This is a genomic window from Cupriavidus sp. UBA2010, assembly GCF_002335265.1.
GTDB lineage: Bacteria > Pseudomonadota > Gammaproteobacteria > Burkholderiales > Burkholderiaceae > Cupriavidus > Cupriavidus metallidurans.
The window spans coordinates 168,640-184,625 of record NZ_DDCI01000023.1 but is presented as its reverse complement, the minus strand read 5'-3'; the positions used below and the strand labels follow the sequence as shown (position 1 = coordinate 184,625).

General features: G+C 63.9%; 18 protein-coding genes. 8 read left to right on the top strand and 10 right to left on the bottom strand.

The features are described from left to right. Window positions 1–157: 157 nt before the first annotated feature. The 5 genes from B2246_RS18500 to B2246_RS18480 all read right to left on the bottom strand — a co-directional run bounded on the left by B2246_RS18500 (window position 158) and on the right by B2246_RS18480 (window position 3,007). Window positions 158–1,312, bottom strand: a complete 1,155-nt coding sequence (locus B2246_RS18500) for a BamA/TamA family outer membrane protein (protein WP_008644326.1) — start codon at window positions 1,310–1,312, stop codon at window positions 158–160. Window positions 1,313–1,771: 459 nt separating this feature from the next. Beyond that, the gene (locus B2246_RS18495) at window positions 1,772–1,987 is read right to left on the bottom strand and encodes a hypothetical protein (RefSeq protein ID WP_286882572.1); all 216 of its coding nucleotides are present in this window, start codon (window positions 1,985–1,987) and stop codon (window positions 1,772–1,774) included. 167 nt (window positions 1,988–2,154) lie between these two features. Further along, complete coding sequence (locus B2246_RS18490) at window positions 2,155–2,298, bottom strand: hypothetical protein (RefSeq protein WP_160172198.1); 144 nt, start codon at window positions 2,296–2,298, stop codon at window positions 2,155–2,157. Between the two features lie 164 nt (window positions 2,299–2,462). Continuing rightward, complete coding sequence (locus B2246_RS18485; protein ID WP_008644323.1) at window positions 2,463–2,756, bottom strand: GYD domain-containing protein; 294 nt, start codon at window positions 2,754–2,756, stop codon at window positions 2,463–2,465. A gap of 95 nt (window positions 2,757–2,851) precedes the next feature. Then, the gene (locus tag B2246_RS18480; protein ID WP_160172199.1) at window positions 2,852–3,007 is read right to left on the bottom strand and encodes a hypothetical protein; all 156 of its coding nucleotides are present in this window, start codon (window positions 3,005–3,007) and stop codon (window positions 2,852–2,854) included. 232 nt (window positions 3,008–3,239) lie between these two features. On the opposite strand from B2246_RS18480, the gene B2246_RS18475 reads away from it, so the two are divergent. From B2246_RS18475 to B2246_RS18465, 3 genes are all read left to right on the top strand, one after another. Further along, entirely contained in the window at window positions 3,240–4,724 is a 1,485-nt protein-coding gene (locus tag B2246_RS18475; RefSeq protein ID WP_035883218.1) for an alkaline phosphatase, read from the top strand. A 35-nt stretch (window positions 4,725–4,759) separates the two neighbouring features. Beyond that, a complete protein-coding gene (locus B2246_RS18470; protein ID WP_008644319.1) occupies window positions 4,760–6,163 on the top strand; it encodes an alkaline phosphatase in 1,404 nt (467 codons plus the stop codon). Between the two features lie 99 nt (window positions 6,164–6,262). Next, window positions 6,263–6,997 (top strand): hypothetical protein, encoded by a 735-nt coding sequence (locus B2246_RS18465; RefSeq protein ID WP_051705427.1) that lies wholly within the window; start codon window positions 6,263–6,265, stop codon window positions 6,995–6,997. Window positions 6,998–7,057: 60 nt separating this feature from the next. On the opposite strand, the gene B2246_RS18460 is transcribed toward B2246_RS18465, so the two are convergent. The 4 genes from B2246_RS18460 to B2246_RS18445 all read right to left on the bottom strand — a co-directional run bounded on the left by B2246_RS18460 (window position 7,058) and on the right by B2246_RS18445 (window position 11,214). Continuing rightward, window positions 7,058–7,660, bottom strand: a complete 603-nt coding sequence (locus tag B2246_RS18460) for a PqiC family protein (protein ID WP_008644315.1) — start codon at window positions 7,658–7,660, stop codon at window positions 7,058–7,060. Next, window positions 7,657–9,282 (bottom strand): intermembrane transport protein PqiB, encoded by a 1,626-nt coding sequence (locus tag B2246_RS18455; protein ID WP_035883220.1) that lies wholly within the window; start codon window positions 9,280–9,282, stop codon window positions 7,657–7,659. The genes B2246_RS18460 and B2246_RS18455 overlap by 4 nt, the downstream gene beginning before the upstream one ends. Beyond that, window positions 9,279–10,550: a paraquat-inducible protein A gene (locus B2246_RS18450; RefSeq protein WP_008644312.1), complete on the bottom strand. Its 1,272-nt coding sequence runs from the start codon at window positions 10,548–10,550 to the stop codon at window positions 9,279–9,281. The genes B2246_RS18455 and B2246_RS18450 overlap by 4 nt, the downstream gene beginning before the upstream one ends. A gap of 250 nt (window positions 10,551–10,800) precedes the next feature. Next, entirely contained in the window at window positions 10,801–11,214 is a 414-nt protein-coding gene (locus B2246_RS18445) for a MerR family transcriptional regulator (protein ID WP_286882571.1), read from the bottom strand. Between the two features lie 96 nt (window positions 11,215–11,310). Between B2246_RS18445 and B2246_RS18440 the strand changes: the two genes are divergently transcribed. Further along, window positions 11,311–12,546: an NADH:flavin oxidoreductase/NADH oxidase family protein gene (locus B2246_RS18440; protein WP_286882570.1), complete on the top strand. Its 1,236-nt coding sequence runs from the start codon at window positions 11,311–11,313 to the stop codon at window positions 12,544–12,546. 10 nt (window positions 12,547–12,556) lie between these two features. On the opposite strand, the gene B2246_RS18435 is transcribed toward B2246_RS18440, so the two are convergent. Next, a complete protein-coding gene (locus B2246_RS18435; protein ID WP_286882569.1) occupies window positions 12,557–13,474 on the bottom strand; it encodes a LysR substrate-binding domain-containing protein in 918 nt (305 codons plus the stop codon). 179 nt (window positions 13,475–13,653) lie between these two features. Between B2246_RS18435 and B2246_RS18430 the strand changes: the two genes are divergently transcribed. The 4 genes from B2246_RS18430 (at window position 13,654) to wrbA (ending at window position 15,930) form a co-directional block, all read left to right on the top strand. Next, the gene (locus B2246_RS18430) at window positions 13,654–14,352 is read left to right on the top strand and encodes a pirin family protein (protein WP_035883356.1); all 699 of its coding nucleotides are present in this window, start codon (window positions 13,654–13,656) and stop codon (window positions 14,350–14,352) included. A gap of 52 nt (window positions 14,353–14,404) precedes the next feature. Further along, the gene (locus tag B2246_RS18425) at window positions 14,405–14,827 is read left to right on the top strand and encodes a DoxX family protein (protein WP_008644305.1); all 423 of its coding nucleotides are present in this window, start codon (window positions 14,405–14,407) and stop codon (window positions 14,825–14,827) included. Between the two features lie 50 nt (window positions 14,828–14,877). Then, window positions 14,878–15,243 (top strand): nuclear transport factor 2 family protein, encoded by a 366-nt coding sequence (locus B2246_RS18420; RefSeq protein ID WP_008644304.1) that lies wholly within the window; start codon window positions 14,878–14,880, stop codon window positions 15,241–15,243. Window positions 15,244–15,330: 87 nt separating this feature from the next. Beyond that, window positions 15,331–15,930 (top strand): NAD(P)H:quinone oxidoreductase, encoded by a 600-nt coding sequence (gene wrbA, locus B2246_RS18415; RefSeq protein WP_008644303.1) that lies wholly within the window; start codon window positions 15,331–15,333, stop codon window positions 15,928–15,930. Window positions 15,931–15,986: the final 56 nt, after the last annotated feature.

Genomic DNA, 15,986 nt, shown 5'->3' with positions numbered 1-15,986 from the left:
CCGTGGCGGTTTTCCTCTGCCATGGAAAGACAAGCCGGTCACCAGCGATGGGTGCAAACGGGCGACAAGTGGGTGTCGCACGGACCGGCGAATTGACACGCCGCGGCCGGCCAATGGTCGCGGCATTTTTTTTGCGCCCGGGAAGGTCAGCCGAACGTCAGAAGGCTTCGTTGATCTGGAAGTAGGCGCCCTTCGTCTGGCGACCGACACCGACATCGAACCGGACATTGACCCGCGGCTTGAACTCGAAGCGGTAGCCCACGCCGCCATTCGGCAGCCAGTGGGCCGACGTCAGCCCGCCGGGGTTGCCGGCGATGGCGCCAGTGGCGAGCCAGAACACCATGCCCTGCCGGCCCACGATGTGCCAGCGGTATTCCACCTGGGCGGTCAGCATCGCCTTGTCCCGATACTGGCCCATGAAGTAGCCGCGCATGTGCTTGTTGTCACCGAGAATCGACATCATGCTCCACGGCACATCGCCCCAGTTGAACTTGCCGTAGATGTCGAACGCCAGCACGTCCCGCTCACGCATACGGAAGTAGCGGTCGTAGGTGAGTTCCAGCGATTCGAAATCGGTGTCGCTGCCCAGCGCGCGCCGGTAGACGGTGCCGTTCAGCAGCAGCGCTTGCCCCTTGTACGGATTGGGCAGGAAGTCTCGCGTGTCGTACGAAAAATGGGCGGTCAGGCCGCTGCTGAGCACGCGAGTGCCGTGCGGGTCGGTGGCCAGCGCGCTGTTCGCGCCGCGATCCAGGTGCGTTGCGTCGTCGTACTCGACGTCGACGCCGCCGCCAATATAGGTGTTGGGCTGCACGCGCATCATGACCCGGGGCTTGAACACGACGCCGCGACGCGTATAGCCCTCCTTGTTGGCGTCGTTGACCGCGTTGTCGTATCCGATGCCCCAGTACGACGTGGGTATATTGATCAGCGCGCCGGAAAACACGAAGCGGTAACTGTCGTCGGCGAAGAACGTGTTGTTGTCCACGCCGATACCCAGGGCCCCCGTGGTGGTGGCGAAGCCATGGATGTTGACGGTGGAGAGCTGTGTATCTTCCTCGGCGTTCTTCGGTTTGTAGAGGCCGATGGCCGCGGCGCCGATGCCGAAACCCATCTCCGGGTTATAAAAAGGACCCGGTAACACGCCCCAGTCGATGCCGTGGCTCAGGTCCACCTGCTTCGAGGCGCCGAGCTTGTTAAGGACCTTATCTATCCAGCTTACGTGTTCCGGGTCCTGCGCCGGCTCGCTCGACTGCGCGGCCGCGTTCGCGGCGGCCAGGGCAAGAGCGAGCGGGATAACCAGGGGCGTGCGCATCGTCGTCAGAACCGGAGGAAGCCAGTAGCAATCACGTAGTTGCGGTTATACCCGTAACCGATCTCCAGCAGTAAGCCGACGCCGCGGTTGATTGCCCAGCTCGCGCCCACGGATCCGCTCCAGGGCCCAGTGACCTGCTCGGCCATCTGGTAGTTCAGGCGGGTAGTCTGGCCGCCGCCCGCGGTCCAACCGTGGGCGGCAAGCGGCAGGCAGCCGATTCGTCCGCCGCGTACTCCCGTCGCGTGCGCATTCCCTTGGTCCGGTCAAGATGCACGATCTTTACCGAATGCCGCCCTGGATCGAAGTGAATGTTTTCGATAGGCGACATGAGGAAATCCAGATCCCAATCCGCACCCGACGGCGCTGCGACCATGCGTTCAGGCCGCAGCCTGAGTCACGAAGCGGATTGGCGCTTGTATCGCCGCAGATGGGCGATGGACTAGGGCTGATCGGTGTAGGTCAGCTCGACTGCGCAGGAGTGGTAGCGGTGGCCGGAGTGGCCGAAACCTTCGGCGTGCTGGCCGCGGCGGTGTCGCAGGCCGGGCGGGTGACTTGCTGTCGCTGCCGGGCCTCGGCGCGACCGCGCTCGATCACGGCAAAGTCGGGGCCGGCAACGGCTGACAGCGAGGCAAGGAGGGAGGCTGCGCCAAACAGGGCGAGCAGGGCGGACTTCATCAGAAAACTCCGACGGGTGGGAAAAACCATGCCCAGAATGATCCGCGCCTTCCGCCATAGCGTCCAAGACCGGATCGTTATTCGGGCGATAGGCTGGGCCAATAGTTGACGATGAGGCCAACCATTGCGCAGCGGGCCAGCCCAAGGACTTCCGCTACCGCTGGCACCTACGACCGGAACATGATTTGCGCGGCGATCACAAGGACCATGAAGTACACGAATAGCAGTCCGCAGAGCGAAAACGCCACCGTGCAGAGCGTGTCCATCGCCCGATGGGGGTCTGAGAATCGTTCCTTCAGCCAGTTGTTCATATCAATCTCCAGAAGTCGGAGAGTCTAAGAACGCACGCGCCCTACGGCGAGTAAACTTGTGTTTCCAATTTCGCCAAGCGCATTACATTTGTTGTCGCGATGCATCGGCGGCGGTGTTCGCCGACGATGACCGTGGCAAACACCGACTCGGAGCACTGCGCGGCTCAGCGCATCTTGCCGAGGATGGCCTGCATCTCGGTGGCATCGAATGCCCGAAGCGTCTGGGTGTGAACGTTGCCAAGCGCGCCGACGCTCAGCCCGAACGCCGTCACCACGGTGTCATCCTGTGCCTCCAGCGTCAGCACGACGTCGTATTTGCCCAGTGTCCAGAACACATCCTTCACTTGCACGCCAAGTTGCGCGCCCAGTTCACGCACGGCGGCGGCGCGTTTGGTCGTTTCCTTGACAGTGCGGATGCCCTGATCGGTGAAGCTTGCCAGCACGATGTAGCGGGTCATGGTGAGTCTCCGGCAACAAGTGGATGGGCGCCGTCGGCGCCGTGCCGGGTGTGGGCGTGAACCCTATCCGGCCGGGAGAGCGTGTGGACGGTGGTTCAGGGATTCGGCGCGAACTCGCGCGGCGCTTCGTCGTTCACCCGAAGACGATGGCGGTGACGACGCTCGCCTGGAAGATTCGGCAAAACAGCCTGAGCAATGCCAAAAGCACGCAATTTGCGAACCACTGGCGACCGGATGCGGTTCGTGGTCATCCCATGCCCATTTCCGGGAGCGCGATCCCGTGGTGTGGCGCGAGGTGTTGCAGAAATGAAGCGCCTTCCGCGCGGCAACCCGGCCTGTTGCCACGGCCATGTAACGGATGCGCTGCAACATGGCTGCCATTCTGGGTCAGCCAAGAATGTCTCTCAGAAGAATCAAGTAGTAATCTTCCTGCCACATTTCTCATGCATCCTCCAGTCCGTCTCAAACAGGGAGGACACCATAATGAGAAGGATTTCCGTACTCGCGGCAGCCGCCATGTCGGTCGCCCTCGCGGCCTGCGGCGGCGATGACAACAACGCCGCGGCGTCGAATGGCAACAACGGCAACAACGGTGGCACGACGCCGCCGATCGAGCAGCCACAAGGCGGCGCCACGCCGACCAAGAACGTCGTGTTTTTCCTCGGCGACGGCATGGGCATGACGACGCTGACCGCCGCGCGTATCTACAAGGTGGGCGAGGAAGGCGATCTGACGATCGACACGATGCCGGAAAGCGGCTTCGTCCGTACGTACTCGAACGACGCCCAGGTCACGGACAGCGCCCCGTCGATGGCCGCCTACATGACCGGCGTGAAAATGAACAACGAAGTCATCTCGATGACTCCGGAAACGAGCGCCGTGGACGCCAATGGCAAGGCCTACGTGTCGGGCGCTGACAGCACCTGCCCCGCGACGGGCAACGGCAAGAGCGTGCCGACGCTGCTCGAGCAGATGAAGGCTGCCGGCTACGGCACGGGCGTGGTCACCACCACGCGCATTACGCACGCCACGCCGGCGGCCACCTACGCCCACATCTGCCACCGCGACGGCGAGAACGCTATCGCTGCGCAACTGGTACCGAAGGGCGCCGGCTTCAACAGCGCGCTGACCGATGGCGTCGACGTGATCTTCGGCGGCGGCCGCCAGCACTTCCTGGCTACGGCCGCAGGCGGCAAGCGTACCGACGGCCGCGATCTGGTCGGCGAGTTCAAGACGGCTGGCTATAGCTACGCTGCCAGCAAGTCGGACTTCGACAAGATCACGGCCAGCTCCGCCAAGGTGGTGGGTCTGTTCAACGCGAGCCACATGGATTACGACCTCGATCGCGATCCGGCGAAGGAGCCGAGCCTGGCAGAAATGACCGGCAAGGCCATCGACGTGCTGGCTGCCAAGAAGAAGGGCTTCTTCCTGATGGTGGAAGGCGGCCGTATCGACCACGCGCTGCACGAGACCACCGCCCGCAAGGCGCTGCAGGACACCGCCGCATTCGACGACGCGATCAAGGCTGCCATCGACAAGCTCAACGTCATCGACCCGGGCCTGAAGAACACGCTGATCGTCGTCACCGCCGACCATGACCACACCCTGGTCCTGAACGGCTATGCCAAGCGCACGGGCAAGACCAGCGATGCCAACCCTGGCGTGCTGGGTCTGGTCAAGGACTACGTGACTGGTTCGGCCAAGCTCGATTCGACCGGCAACCCGTTCTCGATCATCGGCTTCGGCAATGGCGAGAACCGTCCGGCCACGCGTACCGCGCTGACCGATGTGCAGGTCTTCGACAAGACCTATCACCAGGAAGCTGTGATTCCGATGCCCGCGGGTGGTGAAACCCACGGTGGCACCGATGTGTTCATCGGCGCCATGGGCAACGGGGCCACCAGCTTCACCGGTGTGATGGACAACATCGAGGTGTTCGGCCTGATCAAGAAGGCAATCGGACTCTGAGCCAACCCGCCATCACCGCACAACGGAATATCGACATGAAAATCACTACCCGTATCGGAATGCTGGCGGCCGCGGCGGCCAGCGCTTGCCTGACGATGCCCGCGGCGCACGCCGCTGGCGAGGCCAAGAACGTCATCTTCTTCCTGGGCGACGGCATGGGCCCCGCCACCGTTACCGCATCGCGTATCTACAAGTACGGCGAATCGGGCAAGCTGACGATGGAATCGCTGAAGCGCACCGCGCGCATCAAGACGTTCTCCAACGACGCGCAAACCACCGACAGCGCACCGTCGATGGCTGCCTACATGACCGGCGTGAAGATGAACAACGAGGTCATCTCGATGTCCCCGGACACGAAGGCGACCGCGCCGGGCACAGACGGCAACGGCAACAAGACCATCAACAACTGCCTGCCGACCAACGGTACTTCGGTGCCGACGCTGCTGGAACTGGCCAAGGCGCGCGGCAAGGCGACCGGCGCCATCACCACGACCGAGCTGACGCACGCCACGCCGGCCGCTACGTACTCGCACATCTGCCATCGCGATGCGCAGTACGACATCGCCGCGCAAGCGGTGCCGGGCGGCGCGGGTTTCAACACGGCGCTGGGTGACGGTGTCGACGTGCTGATGGGCGGCGGACGCAACCACTGGACGCCGTTTGACGCCACGACCAACAAGAAGGGCCGTGCCGATGGCCGCAATCTGCTGACGGAGTTCTCCGCCAAGGGCTACGCCGTGGCCGCCACGCGCGACCAGATGATGCAGGCCAGCGGCAACAAGCTGATTGGTCTGTTCAGCACGACGAGCCATCTCGAGTACGAGATCGACCGCGTGGCGGGCAAGGGCGAAGGCGCTACCCAGCCGAGCCTGGCCGACATGACCGCCAAGGCGATCGAGCTGCTGTCGAAGAACGGCAACGGCTACTTCCTGATGGTCGAGGGTGGCCGTATCGACCACGCGCTGCATGGCACCAACGCCAAGCGCGCGCTGGAAGACACCATCGCCTTCGACGACGCCATCAAGCGCGCGCTGTCGATGGTCGATCTGTCGAACACGATCATCGTGGTCACCGCCGATCACGATCACACGATGACGATCAACGGCTACTCGCACCGCGGCAACCCGATCCTGGCCACGGCCACCGACTACAAGACCAAGAAGACCGCCCTGGCGGCCGACGGTCTGCCCTACACCACGCTGGTGTTCGGCAACGGTGGCACCCCGCGCAAGGCTACCCGCGACAACCCGTCGCTGGTGGACACCACCGCCAATGACTATCTGCAGGAAGTTGGCGTGAACCTGGGTTCCCCGGGTGCCGAAACGCACGGTGGCGGCGATGTGATGCTGTTCTCCACCGGCCCCGGCAGCGCGCCGTTGAAGGGCACCCTCGACAACACCAAGGTGTTCGGTGTGGTCAAGTCGGCCCTGGGTCTCTGATCCTAGTCGTACCCGACACGGGCACTTCACGTGCCCGTGCCATGACGCACGCCGGTTCGCCGGCGTGCGCTTTCCACTTTCAGCACGGCAATGATCAACATGAAGCAAGCCAGCATGAAACAAGCCGGCGTGAAGCAGGCAATCGGCCAGTTCGTTCTGCTGGCGCTCGGCGTATGCGCCTCGTCGACGGCTCTCGCGGCCACGGCTACGGATTCGGGCAGGCCACTCGCGCTGCGCGTGCAGCACGAACTGTCGGCACTCGGCAAGGATGGCGTGAAGCGTGATGTGTCGTTCGGCGAGCGTGTCTATCGCAACGGTGACTCGGTCTGGATCGAGCGCGAAGTGCCGGCGAGCGTGCGGCATGCGCATGACGAGGCAGAACATGCGGCAGGTGACAAGGGCCACAAGCACATGGATGTTTCCACGGCGGCGCGCTGGATCGAACGCAAGCCCAACGGCGAACTCAATGTTCGGCTCGTCAGCGATCAGATGCGCAAGACCTTCGAGGTGCGCCAGGGTGACTACGGCAATATCGGTTTCGATGGTTCCTGGGCCGCGGCGAGCCATCTGCTCGACCCCGCCCTGCTCAAGACGATGAAGGCCAACGGGCCCGTACGCGATGGCGTGCAGGAATACACGGCCCGCCGCGGCGACGAGCGCGTGACGGTGCAATGGGATGTGGCCGGGCAGTATCCGCGCCTGGTGCAGTCGCTCAACACGAGCGGCACACAGAAGAAGATCACGCGTGTCACGTCGGTCGCGACGCCGGCGAGCGCGCCCTGGTCTCGCACACGCGGCTACGCGCAGGGCGATTACTCCGATCTGCTGGACTGACGCGCCGATTCACTCGGTTATCCGCTGAGCCGCCGGACAGCGCCGGACAGCTCTGGGCGCTCAGCGGCCCGACGGGGTGCGAATCGACGTGGCGATATCGCGGCTCACCGAGGCGAGGGCGCGGTTATGCGCCGAGATGATCGCCTCGAAGCCATCGCCGGCAACGGCCTCGCGTACCACCGAGCGCCCGGCGATCGCCGGCTGTTTCCCCGGCGGCTGGATGGTCCATAGCGCATCCATCGACACGGCGACGGCCGGCTCCGTATCCAGACTCAGGATATCCACGCGGACACGCCAGGCCGGCATTGCATTCGAACCCGTATCGACGACAGTCACCTGATCGGACCCCAGCATGGTTCTCAGATCGGCGGCAATGACCTGGGAGATTTCGGACTTGAGCGGCTCGGCCCAGCGTGCGAATTCGTTGACCTTGACTTCATTGGCCGAGACACGTGTCACGATCTGAGGCCGGTCGACCAGATCCGGTATCGTCACCGGCCCGACGACGACACGGACTGGTGTCGCGGTGGAGGCACGCTCCACAGTGTTGTCCGGATCAAGCGTGTAGAACCGCGCTTTCGGCGAGCTGCAGCCGGCCAGCAGCCCGATGAGCGCCACGAATGCCACGCTTGCGCTGGCGATCGACCTTGTCACGCGTTTCATGGCTTGTCCTCCGATTTTCCGCGTATCAGCGCTTCGGGGTGTTGCTCCAGATAGTCGGCAAGCGAGCGGAGCGCGGCGGCGGTACGGGCGAGTTCCTTCATGGCGTCCGCCGTGTTCTGCTGCAGCGCCGAGTCGGGGCCGAGCGCGGTGTTGGCGGAGTCGAGCGTGGAGCGTGCCGATGCCAGCGTGTCGCGTGCTTGCGGCACGAGCTCTGAGTCCAGCCGCGTCAATAGCGACGTCGCGTTGCGAAGCATGTCCTTGGTGTTCTGGCCGATCTGCGCAAAGGGCACGCTGTTCAGTTGCGCGACAACGCGTGTCAGGGATTGCTGCAGCGACTGCAGATCGCCCTGGATGGACGGAAACTCCGGCGGGTTTTCGTTCCAGTTGATCTTGGCCTTGGGTGCGTTGGGGAAGAAATCCAGCGCGATATAAAGTTGCCCGGTCAGAAGGTTTCCATTCCGCAATTGCATTCGGAGCCCTTGGGAGACCAGGAAGTCGCCAAGCTCGCGGGGATTTTCGGCTACCGGGCCCAAGGCGGCGCCGGTGCGGTAACGCGACGTGAATCGTCCCGGGTAGAAGTTTATTTCCACCGGGATGCTGAACTTGCGCGTCGCTGGATCGTAGCGCGTGTAGATGCCGGTGACCTCGCCGATCACGATGCCCCGGAACTCGATCGGAGCGCCGACGGCCAGGCCGCGCACCGTGTCCGTGAAATTGACCACGTAGTGATGCACGACGCTGTCCTGGCGCTTGAGTGCGGTGACACGGTCATGGAACAGCGCGAAGGTCGATCCTGCCGCTGCAGCAGGTTGGTCCTGCGCTTCATACGGGGTCTCGAAGCCAATGCCACCGATCAGGATCGACACCACGGACTGGGTGTTCACGCGCAAGCCGCTCGTATCGAGCGAAACGTCAACGCCGCTGGCGTGCCAGAAGCGTGTGCCCTGCTGCACAAACCGGTCGTACGGGGCGTTCACGAACACCTTGAGCGTGACGCCGCGTCCGTCGGAGTCGAGGTCGAACGCGGTGATCTGTCCCACTTGAAGACGGCGGAAGTAGACCGGGGAACCGACATCGAGCGAGCCCACGTCCTCGCTCTTTAGCGTGAACTCGCGGCCCGGCACATCGCTGGTGAATGCGGGCGGCGTCTCGAGCCCGACAAAGTCGTGGCGCGTCGCTGTCGCCGTGCCGGTATCGGTGGCGATATACGAGCCGGACAGCAGTGTGCCGAGGCCGGAAACGGACCCGCCCGAGATGCGCGGCCGCACCACCCAGAAACGCGTGTTGTCGACAAGCAGGCGTCCGGCGTCCTTGGCGATCTCGGCGGTCACCACCACGCGCTTGCTATCGGGGGAGAGCGCCACCGACTTGACTATGCCGATGTCGACGTCCTTGAACTTGATCTTGGTCTTGCCGGCCTCCAGGCCCTCGCCGGTCTTGAAGCTGACGGTGATCGTCGGTCCTTGTTCGATCACGGCCTTCACCGCGAGCCAGCCGCCGATCAGCACGGCGATGATCGGCACGAGCCATATGAGCTGCAGGCGCCAGCGCGAGCGCGATGGCGCCTTGGCGACGGCTTCGGGGAAGTCCGGGGTATCGGGGTCCTGGCCTGGACTGGTCATGTTTGATGCTCCGCTTCATCCCAGATCAGCCGCGGATCGAATGTCATCGCGGCGAACATGGTCAGTACCACCACGGCGCCGAAGGCGATGGCGGCGGGGCCGGCCTGGATCGTGGCCAGGGCCTTGAATTGCACCAGTGCGACGAGCACGGTGATCACGTAGATATCCAGCATCGACCAGCGGCCGACGAACTCCACCACGCGATAGATTTTCGTGCGGCGCTTCGGCGCAGAGGTGGAATGAAACTGCGTGGAGAAGGCGAGGTAGCCGAGCGCGAGGATCTTGAGCATCGGTACCGCAATGCTGGCAATGAACACCACGATCGCGAGCATCCACGAGCCTGATGTCCACAGGTATGCGACACCACTCAGGATCGTGTCGTTCTCCGCGCCGAACAGCGAACTCGTGTACATGACCGGCAGTACGTTGGCGGGGATGTACAGCACGATGGCGGAAATCAGCAATGCCCAGGTGCGTGTCAGGCTCGCGGGTTTGCGGCTATGCAGTGTCGCGCCACATCGCGGGCAGGCCAGCGCATGGTCACGCGTGTGGGCGCTGGTCAGCAGTCCGCAATCGTGGCACGAAAGCAGGCCGCAATACGCCGCCGTGATGGGGCCCGAAACGATTGGCTGTTCCAGATGCGCGCGTGCACCGCCGGTTGCGCGCACTGCCGAGAAGTGTGCCCATAGCGAATGCGGGTCGAAGGCCGTGTGGGCCCCGACCAGCACGAGCATCAGCGCGCCGAACGACCAAAGTGCGACGCCGGGCACTACCGACGCGATGTGCGCGAGCTTGACCAGGGCCACCAGCAGGCCAAGGATCAGCACCTCGGTCATTCCCCAGGACTCGGCCTGATGGCAGAGCCGCAACACCTGAGGCGCAAACCAGGGCTTGCGACCCAGACGCAGCGGCAGCAGGATCCACAACATGCCCACGGTCTGCAGCACCGGCATCACGATGGTCGTGACAAGGACCAGGATGGCCAGCGGCCACATGTCGCCGTGAAACAGCACGCGCACCGCGCCAGCGAGGGTCGTTTGCACCAGCGTGCCGCTGACGGAGAGACCGACGATCGGATAGAGATTCGAGATGCCCAGCAGCACCAGCGCGCCTAGCGCAAGGGCCAGCGCTTGCTCCTGGCCGTCGGGGCGGTTGCGGGCAAGTTCAGCGTCGCAGCGGCAGCATCGCAGCGTGCCCTTGACGGGCACGGGCAATGCGCGCTGGAGCAGGTCGCATTCGGGGCAGGCGATCAGATCGGTGCGGGTCATGCGCCACCTCCGTGACGTGTTCGGCCTTGACGATCGTGCTTTGCCTGTTGATATCGCCGATGCCGGAGTGGCTTCCTGGTCCTTTCCTCTTTGCACAGGCGTCAAGCCACACGCGGCTCGTGGGAGCCACTGCAGCTAAGCCTATCAATCGACGCCTGGATCGGGTAGGGGACTTTGGTCCAGCATCGCCGGGCTACGCACGGGATATGCCCGGCGTAATCGGTGTAACCGTTGAATGAAACAGCATGGATCAGCGCCCGGAGCGCTGATCCATCTGCCCCAGCACGTGCCGCGCGTGTCCCGAGCAGTCTTCGTCGTCGGCAAGGTTCTCGATGTCGTGGGCGAGCGCGAGCAGGTCGCGCCGGGTGCCTGCCAGCCGCTGTTCCAACAATTCGATCTCGCCGGCCTTGCGCCGCAATACCTCGATCAGTTTTTCGCGCGGCCAGTCGTTGAGATGGGTCGGAAGGATGGCGCGGATTTCGTCGAGCGAGAAGCCGGCGTTCTGGGCCCGCAGGATGATCTCCAGCCGTGTCAGCGTTTCCGGGGCGTACTCGCGGTAGCCATTGGCCTGCCGCTGTGCCGGCTGGAGCAGGCCACTTGCCTCGTAGAACCGAATGCGCGAGGCGGCCACGCCGCTCAGGCGTGCCAGTTCTCCAATCTTCATCTGCAGTGTTCCAGGGGGACTTGACATTAAAGTTGACTTTAAGCTTAGGGTTACGCAGTCGTCAACGCAATGCGCAAATGCCTGCGAACCCCAGCCATGAAACTGTTCACGCCTCTCACCCTGCCCAACGGCGCAGTCATTCCCAACCGCCTGGCCAAGGCCGCCATGGAAGAGAACATGGCCGATGCGGACCATGCGCCATCTGACGCATTGCTGCGCCTCTACGAAGCTTGGGCCGCGGGAGGCGCTGGCCTGATGCTTACGGGCAATGTCATGGTCGATCACCGGGCGATGACCGGACCGAATGGCGTCGTGCTGGAGAACGACGCCCATCTGGATCGCTTCCGGCAATGGGCGCGGATCGCGCGCGCGCACGGCGCCCACGCCTGGATGCAGATCAACCACCCCGGCCGCCAGATGCCCGCCGCGCTGGGACAGACCACGCTGGCGCCGTCAGCCGTTCCGCTGGAACTGGGCGCGTTGTCCAAGCAGTTTCCCGTTCCCAGGGAGATGAAGGCAGCCGACATCGACGATGTGCGCGAGCGCTTCGTCCGCAGCGCGCAACTGGCCGAGCAGAGCGGCTTCACTGGGGTGCAGATCCACGCGGCCCATGGCTATCTGCTCAGTCAGTTCCTGTCGCCGCTGGCTAACCGGCGACAGGACCAATGGGGCGGCCCGATTGAGAACCGCGCGCGCCTGCTGCTCGACATCGTTCGTGCGGTGCGGCAGGCGGTGTCGCCGGCTTTCGTGGTGTCCGTCAAGCTGAACTCGGCCGATTTCCAGCGCGGGGGATTCAGCCCCGATGACGCGAAGCGCGTGGTTGAACTGCTCAATCCGCTCGGCGTCGATCTGGTGGAACTGTCGGGCGGCAGCTACGAAGCCCCGGCCATGCAAGGGCAGGCGCGGGATGGCCGCACGCTCGAGCGCGAGGCGTACTTTCTGGCCTTTGCGCGCGATATCGCTGCCATCGCGCAGATGCCACTGATGGTCACGGGTGGTATCCGTCGCCGCGCCGTGGCCGACCAGGTGGTCGATAGCGGCATTGCGATGGTTGGCATCGCTACCGCGCTGTCCATCGATCCCAACCTGCCGCGCGACTGGTTGGCGGGCAGGAACAACGCGCCCGCGCTCCGCCCGATCACATGGAAGAACAAGGTGCTGGGTTCGCTGGCCAACATGGCCGTGGTCAAGTTCCAGCTCAAGCGGCTCAGCCAGGGACGCGGCACGCATCCACGGGTCTCCCCGCTCAGGGCACTGGTCGTGCAGCAAATGGCCAACGCCTGCCAGACAAGGCGTTACAAGCGCTGGATGATGGGACGGGAGTTGGGCTAAGGGTAATCCACTATCGCTTCTGATTCGCGACTTCGAATCCGGCGACGAGGGCATCGAGCAAATGGCGCACGGCGGGCACCATGCCGCGCCGCGTCGGGAAGATCGCGTGCACGAGCCCACTTGTCGAGGCCAGCTCGGGCAGCAGATGCAGCAGCCGGCCAGACTGCAGATCTTCTTCGATGAATTCCCGCGGCAGCATGGCCACGCCGACGCCGAGCATCGCGGCGATTCTCAGGCTAGCGATATCGTCCGTTGCGAGTCGGGGGCGGTGCGCGAAAGCACGCTCCTTTCCGGCGGCAGCGACGAGATTCCAGATGTATCGCTCGTTGTTGCTGGCCATGGCAATGGTCGGCCAGTCCTGTAGCGATTCGATCGAGGCTGGCGGGGCGTGCAGCCTTGCCAGTTCCGGACTTGCGACAAGGACAAACGTGGACAAGCCCAGTTGCCGGACCGCGAGGTCGGTGTCCTCCAGCGGCGCGGGCCTGACGCGGATCGCGAAGTCCAGCCCTTCCTCGATGACGTCGACGCGGCGATTGGTGGCATCGATCAGAACCTGCACCTGTGGGTTGTCGCGCACGTAACGGGAAACCGTCTCGGCGACGCCCGAGCTGAGAAGCGCAACCGGGCAACTGACCCGCACGGTGCCCTGCGGCTGCGAGCGGGTCTGGTCGACGATCTCCTTGGCGGCCCTGGCTTCGGCCACCACCGCAAGGCAGTGCTGGTGAAAGTGCCGCCCGGTCTCCGTCAGCGACAGGCTGCGGCTGGTGCGGTTCAGCAGGCGCACGCCAAGCGCCTCCTCCAGCGCGCGGATGCGCCGGCTCAGTTTCGATGTCTGCTGGCCAAGGCTACGGGCGGCGGCAGTGAAGCTGCCGCGATCCACCACTTCGGCGAACAGCCGAAGGTCGTTGAGGTCCGGTATCTGATCCATGTGGAGGGGCCTTCAGGATGATCGGATCATCCTACTGGTGGCAACGATGCTTTGCAAATGCGGATATTTCGCCGTTGTCGTTGCTTGTCTAGCATTCATCCCAACCAGAGACCACGCTAAATCGTGCGGGTCGATGGGAGAGCCGGTCGATCGCGGACGGCCTGACCGAGGGGATGGAAATGCTCGTACACCGGCGTTGGGAATCACTGGATGCAGCCGATCATGGCTGGCTCCGCGCGAAGCACCACTTCCAGGTCGATGCCGCTGGCAACCCCGCGCATCGCCCGCTTGGCTCGCTGATTGTCTGGAATGACGACGAGATAGCGGTCGATGGAGGCTTTCCGCTTCATGGGCACCGCGACATGGAGATCGTCACGTATGTCCGCCAGGGGACGCTCGAACACCGCGACACGCTGGGCTCTACCGGCACGATCCGGGCGGGACAGGTTCAGGTGATGAGTGCCGGCCGTGGCATTCGTCACGCCGAGTCCAACCGCGGCAGCGAGACGCTCAGGCTCTATCAGATCTGGCTGCTGCCGCGCGAGCGTGGCGGTGACCCGCGATGGGAGACCCGGCCTTTTCCCGAGGCTGACCGATCCGGACGCTTCGCGGTACTGGCCAGTGGATTTCCCGGCGACGGCGACGCACTGCCGATCCGTGCGAATGCTCGGCTTCTCGCCGCGACGCTCGGGCCCGGCGATCGCCTCACACATTCATTCGCTCCACACAGCAACGCTTACCTCGTGGTGGCTTCGGGACGTATCGCCGTGGATGGCGAGTTCGTCGGGCGACGCGATGGGGTGGCGATCACGAACGCCGCATCCATCGACGTCGCGGCGCTTGAACACTCTGAACTGGTGATGGTGGAAACCTGTTGAGAGTCACTTGATCCATCCACCTCGAAGCACTTTCGTCTGAAAGGACATGACCATGGAACACAACAAGTACTTCCCGCTACTCGGCCGCATCCTGCTCGGTGCGCCATTTCTCATGAGCGGTCTCGGCAAACTGGCCGCATATGGCGGAACCGTTGGCTATATTTCCGCAGTCGGCCTGCCGGCGGCGCCGCTGGCATACCTGATCGCGGTGGCGGTCGAGGTGGGCGGCGGCGTGATGCTGTTGTCGGGTTATCGGGTGCGCGCGGCGTCGCTAGTGATGGCGGCATTCTGTGTGGCGACAGCCGTTTTCTTCCATCACAACTTCGCCGATCAGAATCAGATGATTCACTTCCTGAAGAATCTGATGATCGCGGGCGGCCTTTTGCAGATCGCCAGCTTTGGCGCGGGCGCATGGAGCCTGGACGCGCGTCTTGCGGGGCCGGCGCCGCGCAAGACGGCGTTGCGGGCGAACTGATATCGGCGCTTGCTTGGCAAGCATGACGAATTGCCTGCAGGAGGCAACCAATGCAGAACAGTATTCCAACGCTGTTGCGGCGCAATCTTGAAGAGGTCTTCGGCGAAATCGATCCGGCGCGCAGGCGCCGCGCCATCGACGATATCTTTACTGACGACAGCGTGTTCTACGATCCGAACAGCGGTGTCCATCGTGGCCGCGACGCGATCGACAGGATTGCAGGTGTTATCAAGGCGTCGCATCCGGACTTCCGGTATCAGCCGATTGCCGAGCCCGAGGTGGCGGGGGACGGGGGGCGCATTCGATGGGTATCGGGGCGTCCTGGCGAAGCGCCTGCGTATGCGGGTACCGACTTCATCGTTGCCAGGGACGGCCGCATTGTCGCCGTTTATCTCTTCTTCGACGAATTGCCTTGAGTCGTGGCGCGCCCGCCCCAAAGGCTGGCGCTGCCGAATCCCTCCGGCGTTGCCGGAACCATAGAAACCTCATGAAGGAGTCTGCAAATGTCCAAGGTCCTGGTGCTGTATTACTCCACCTACGGGCACGTGGAAGCCCTGGCGGAGGCAGTCGCTGAAGGCGCTCGCGCCACCGGCGCTACCGTCGATGTCAAGCGGGTACCGGAAACGGTGCCGGCGGCGGTAGCCGAGGCTTCCCACTTCAAGGTCGACCAGAAAGCGCCGGTAGCCACGGTGGAGGATCTGGCTAACTACGACGCCATCGTGGTCGGCACGCCAACGCGCTTCGGGCGCATTTCCTCGCAGATGGCCGCGTTTCTCGATCAGGCCGGTGGCCTGTGGATGCGCGGCGTGCTGAACGGCAAGGTCGGTGGCGCTTTCACGTCTACTGCCACTCAGCACGGCGGGCAGGAAGCCACGCTGTTCTCGATCATTGCCAACCTGCTGCACTTCGGCATGACTATCGTCGGCTTGCCGTACAGCCATCAAGGGCAGATGACGCTGGATGAAATCGTCGGCGGGTCGCCGTATGGCGCGACGACCATCGCTGGTGGACAAGGGCAGCGTCAGCCGAGCGCCATCGAACTCGCGGGTGCGCGCCACCAGGGCGAACTGATCGCGAAGACCGCGAACAAGCTGTTCGGCTGAAGTTGTGTATCGCTAGCTGAGCGGCCTGCCGGTGGCAGTCGGGCAGGGAGTGGCGT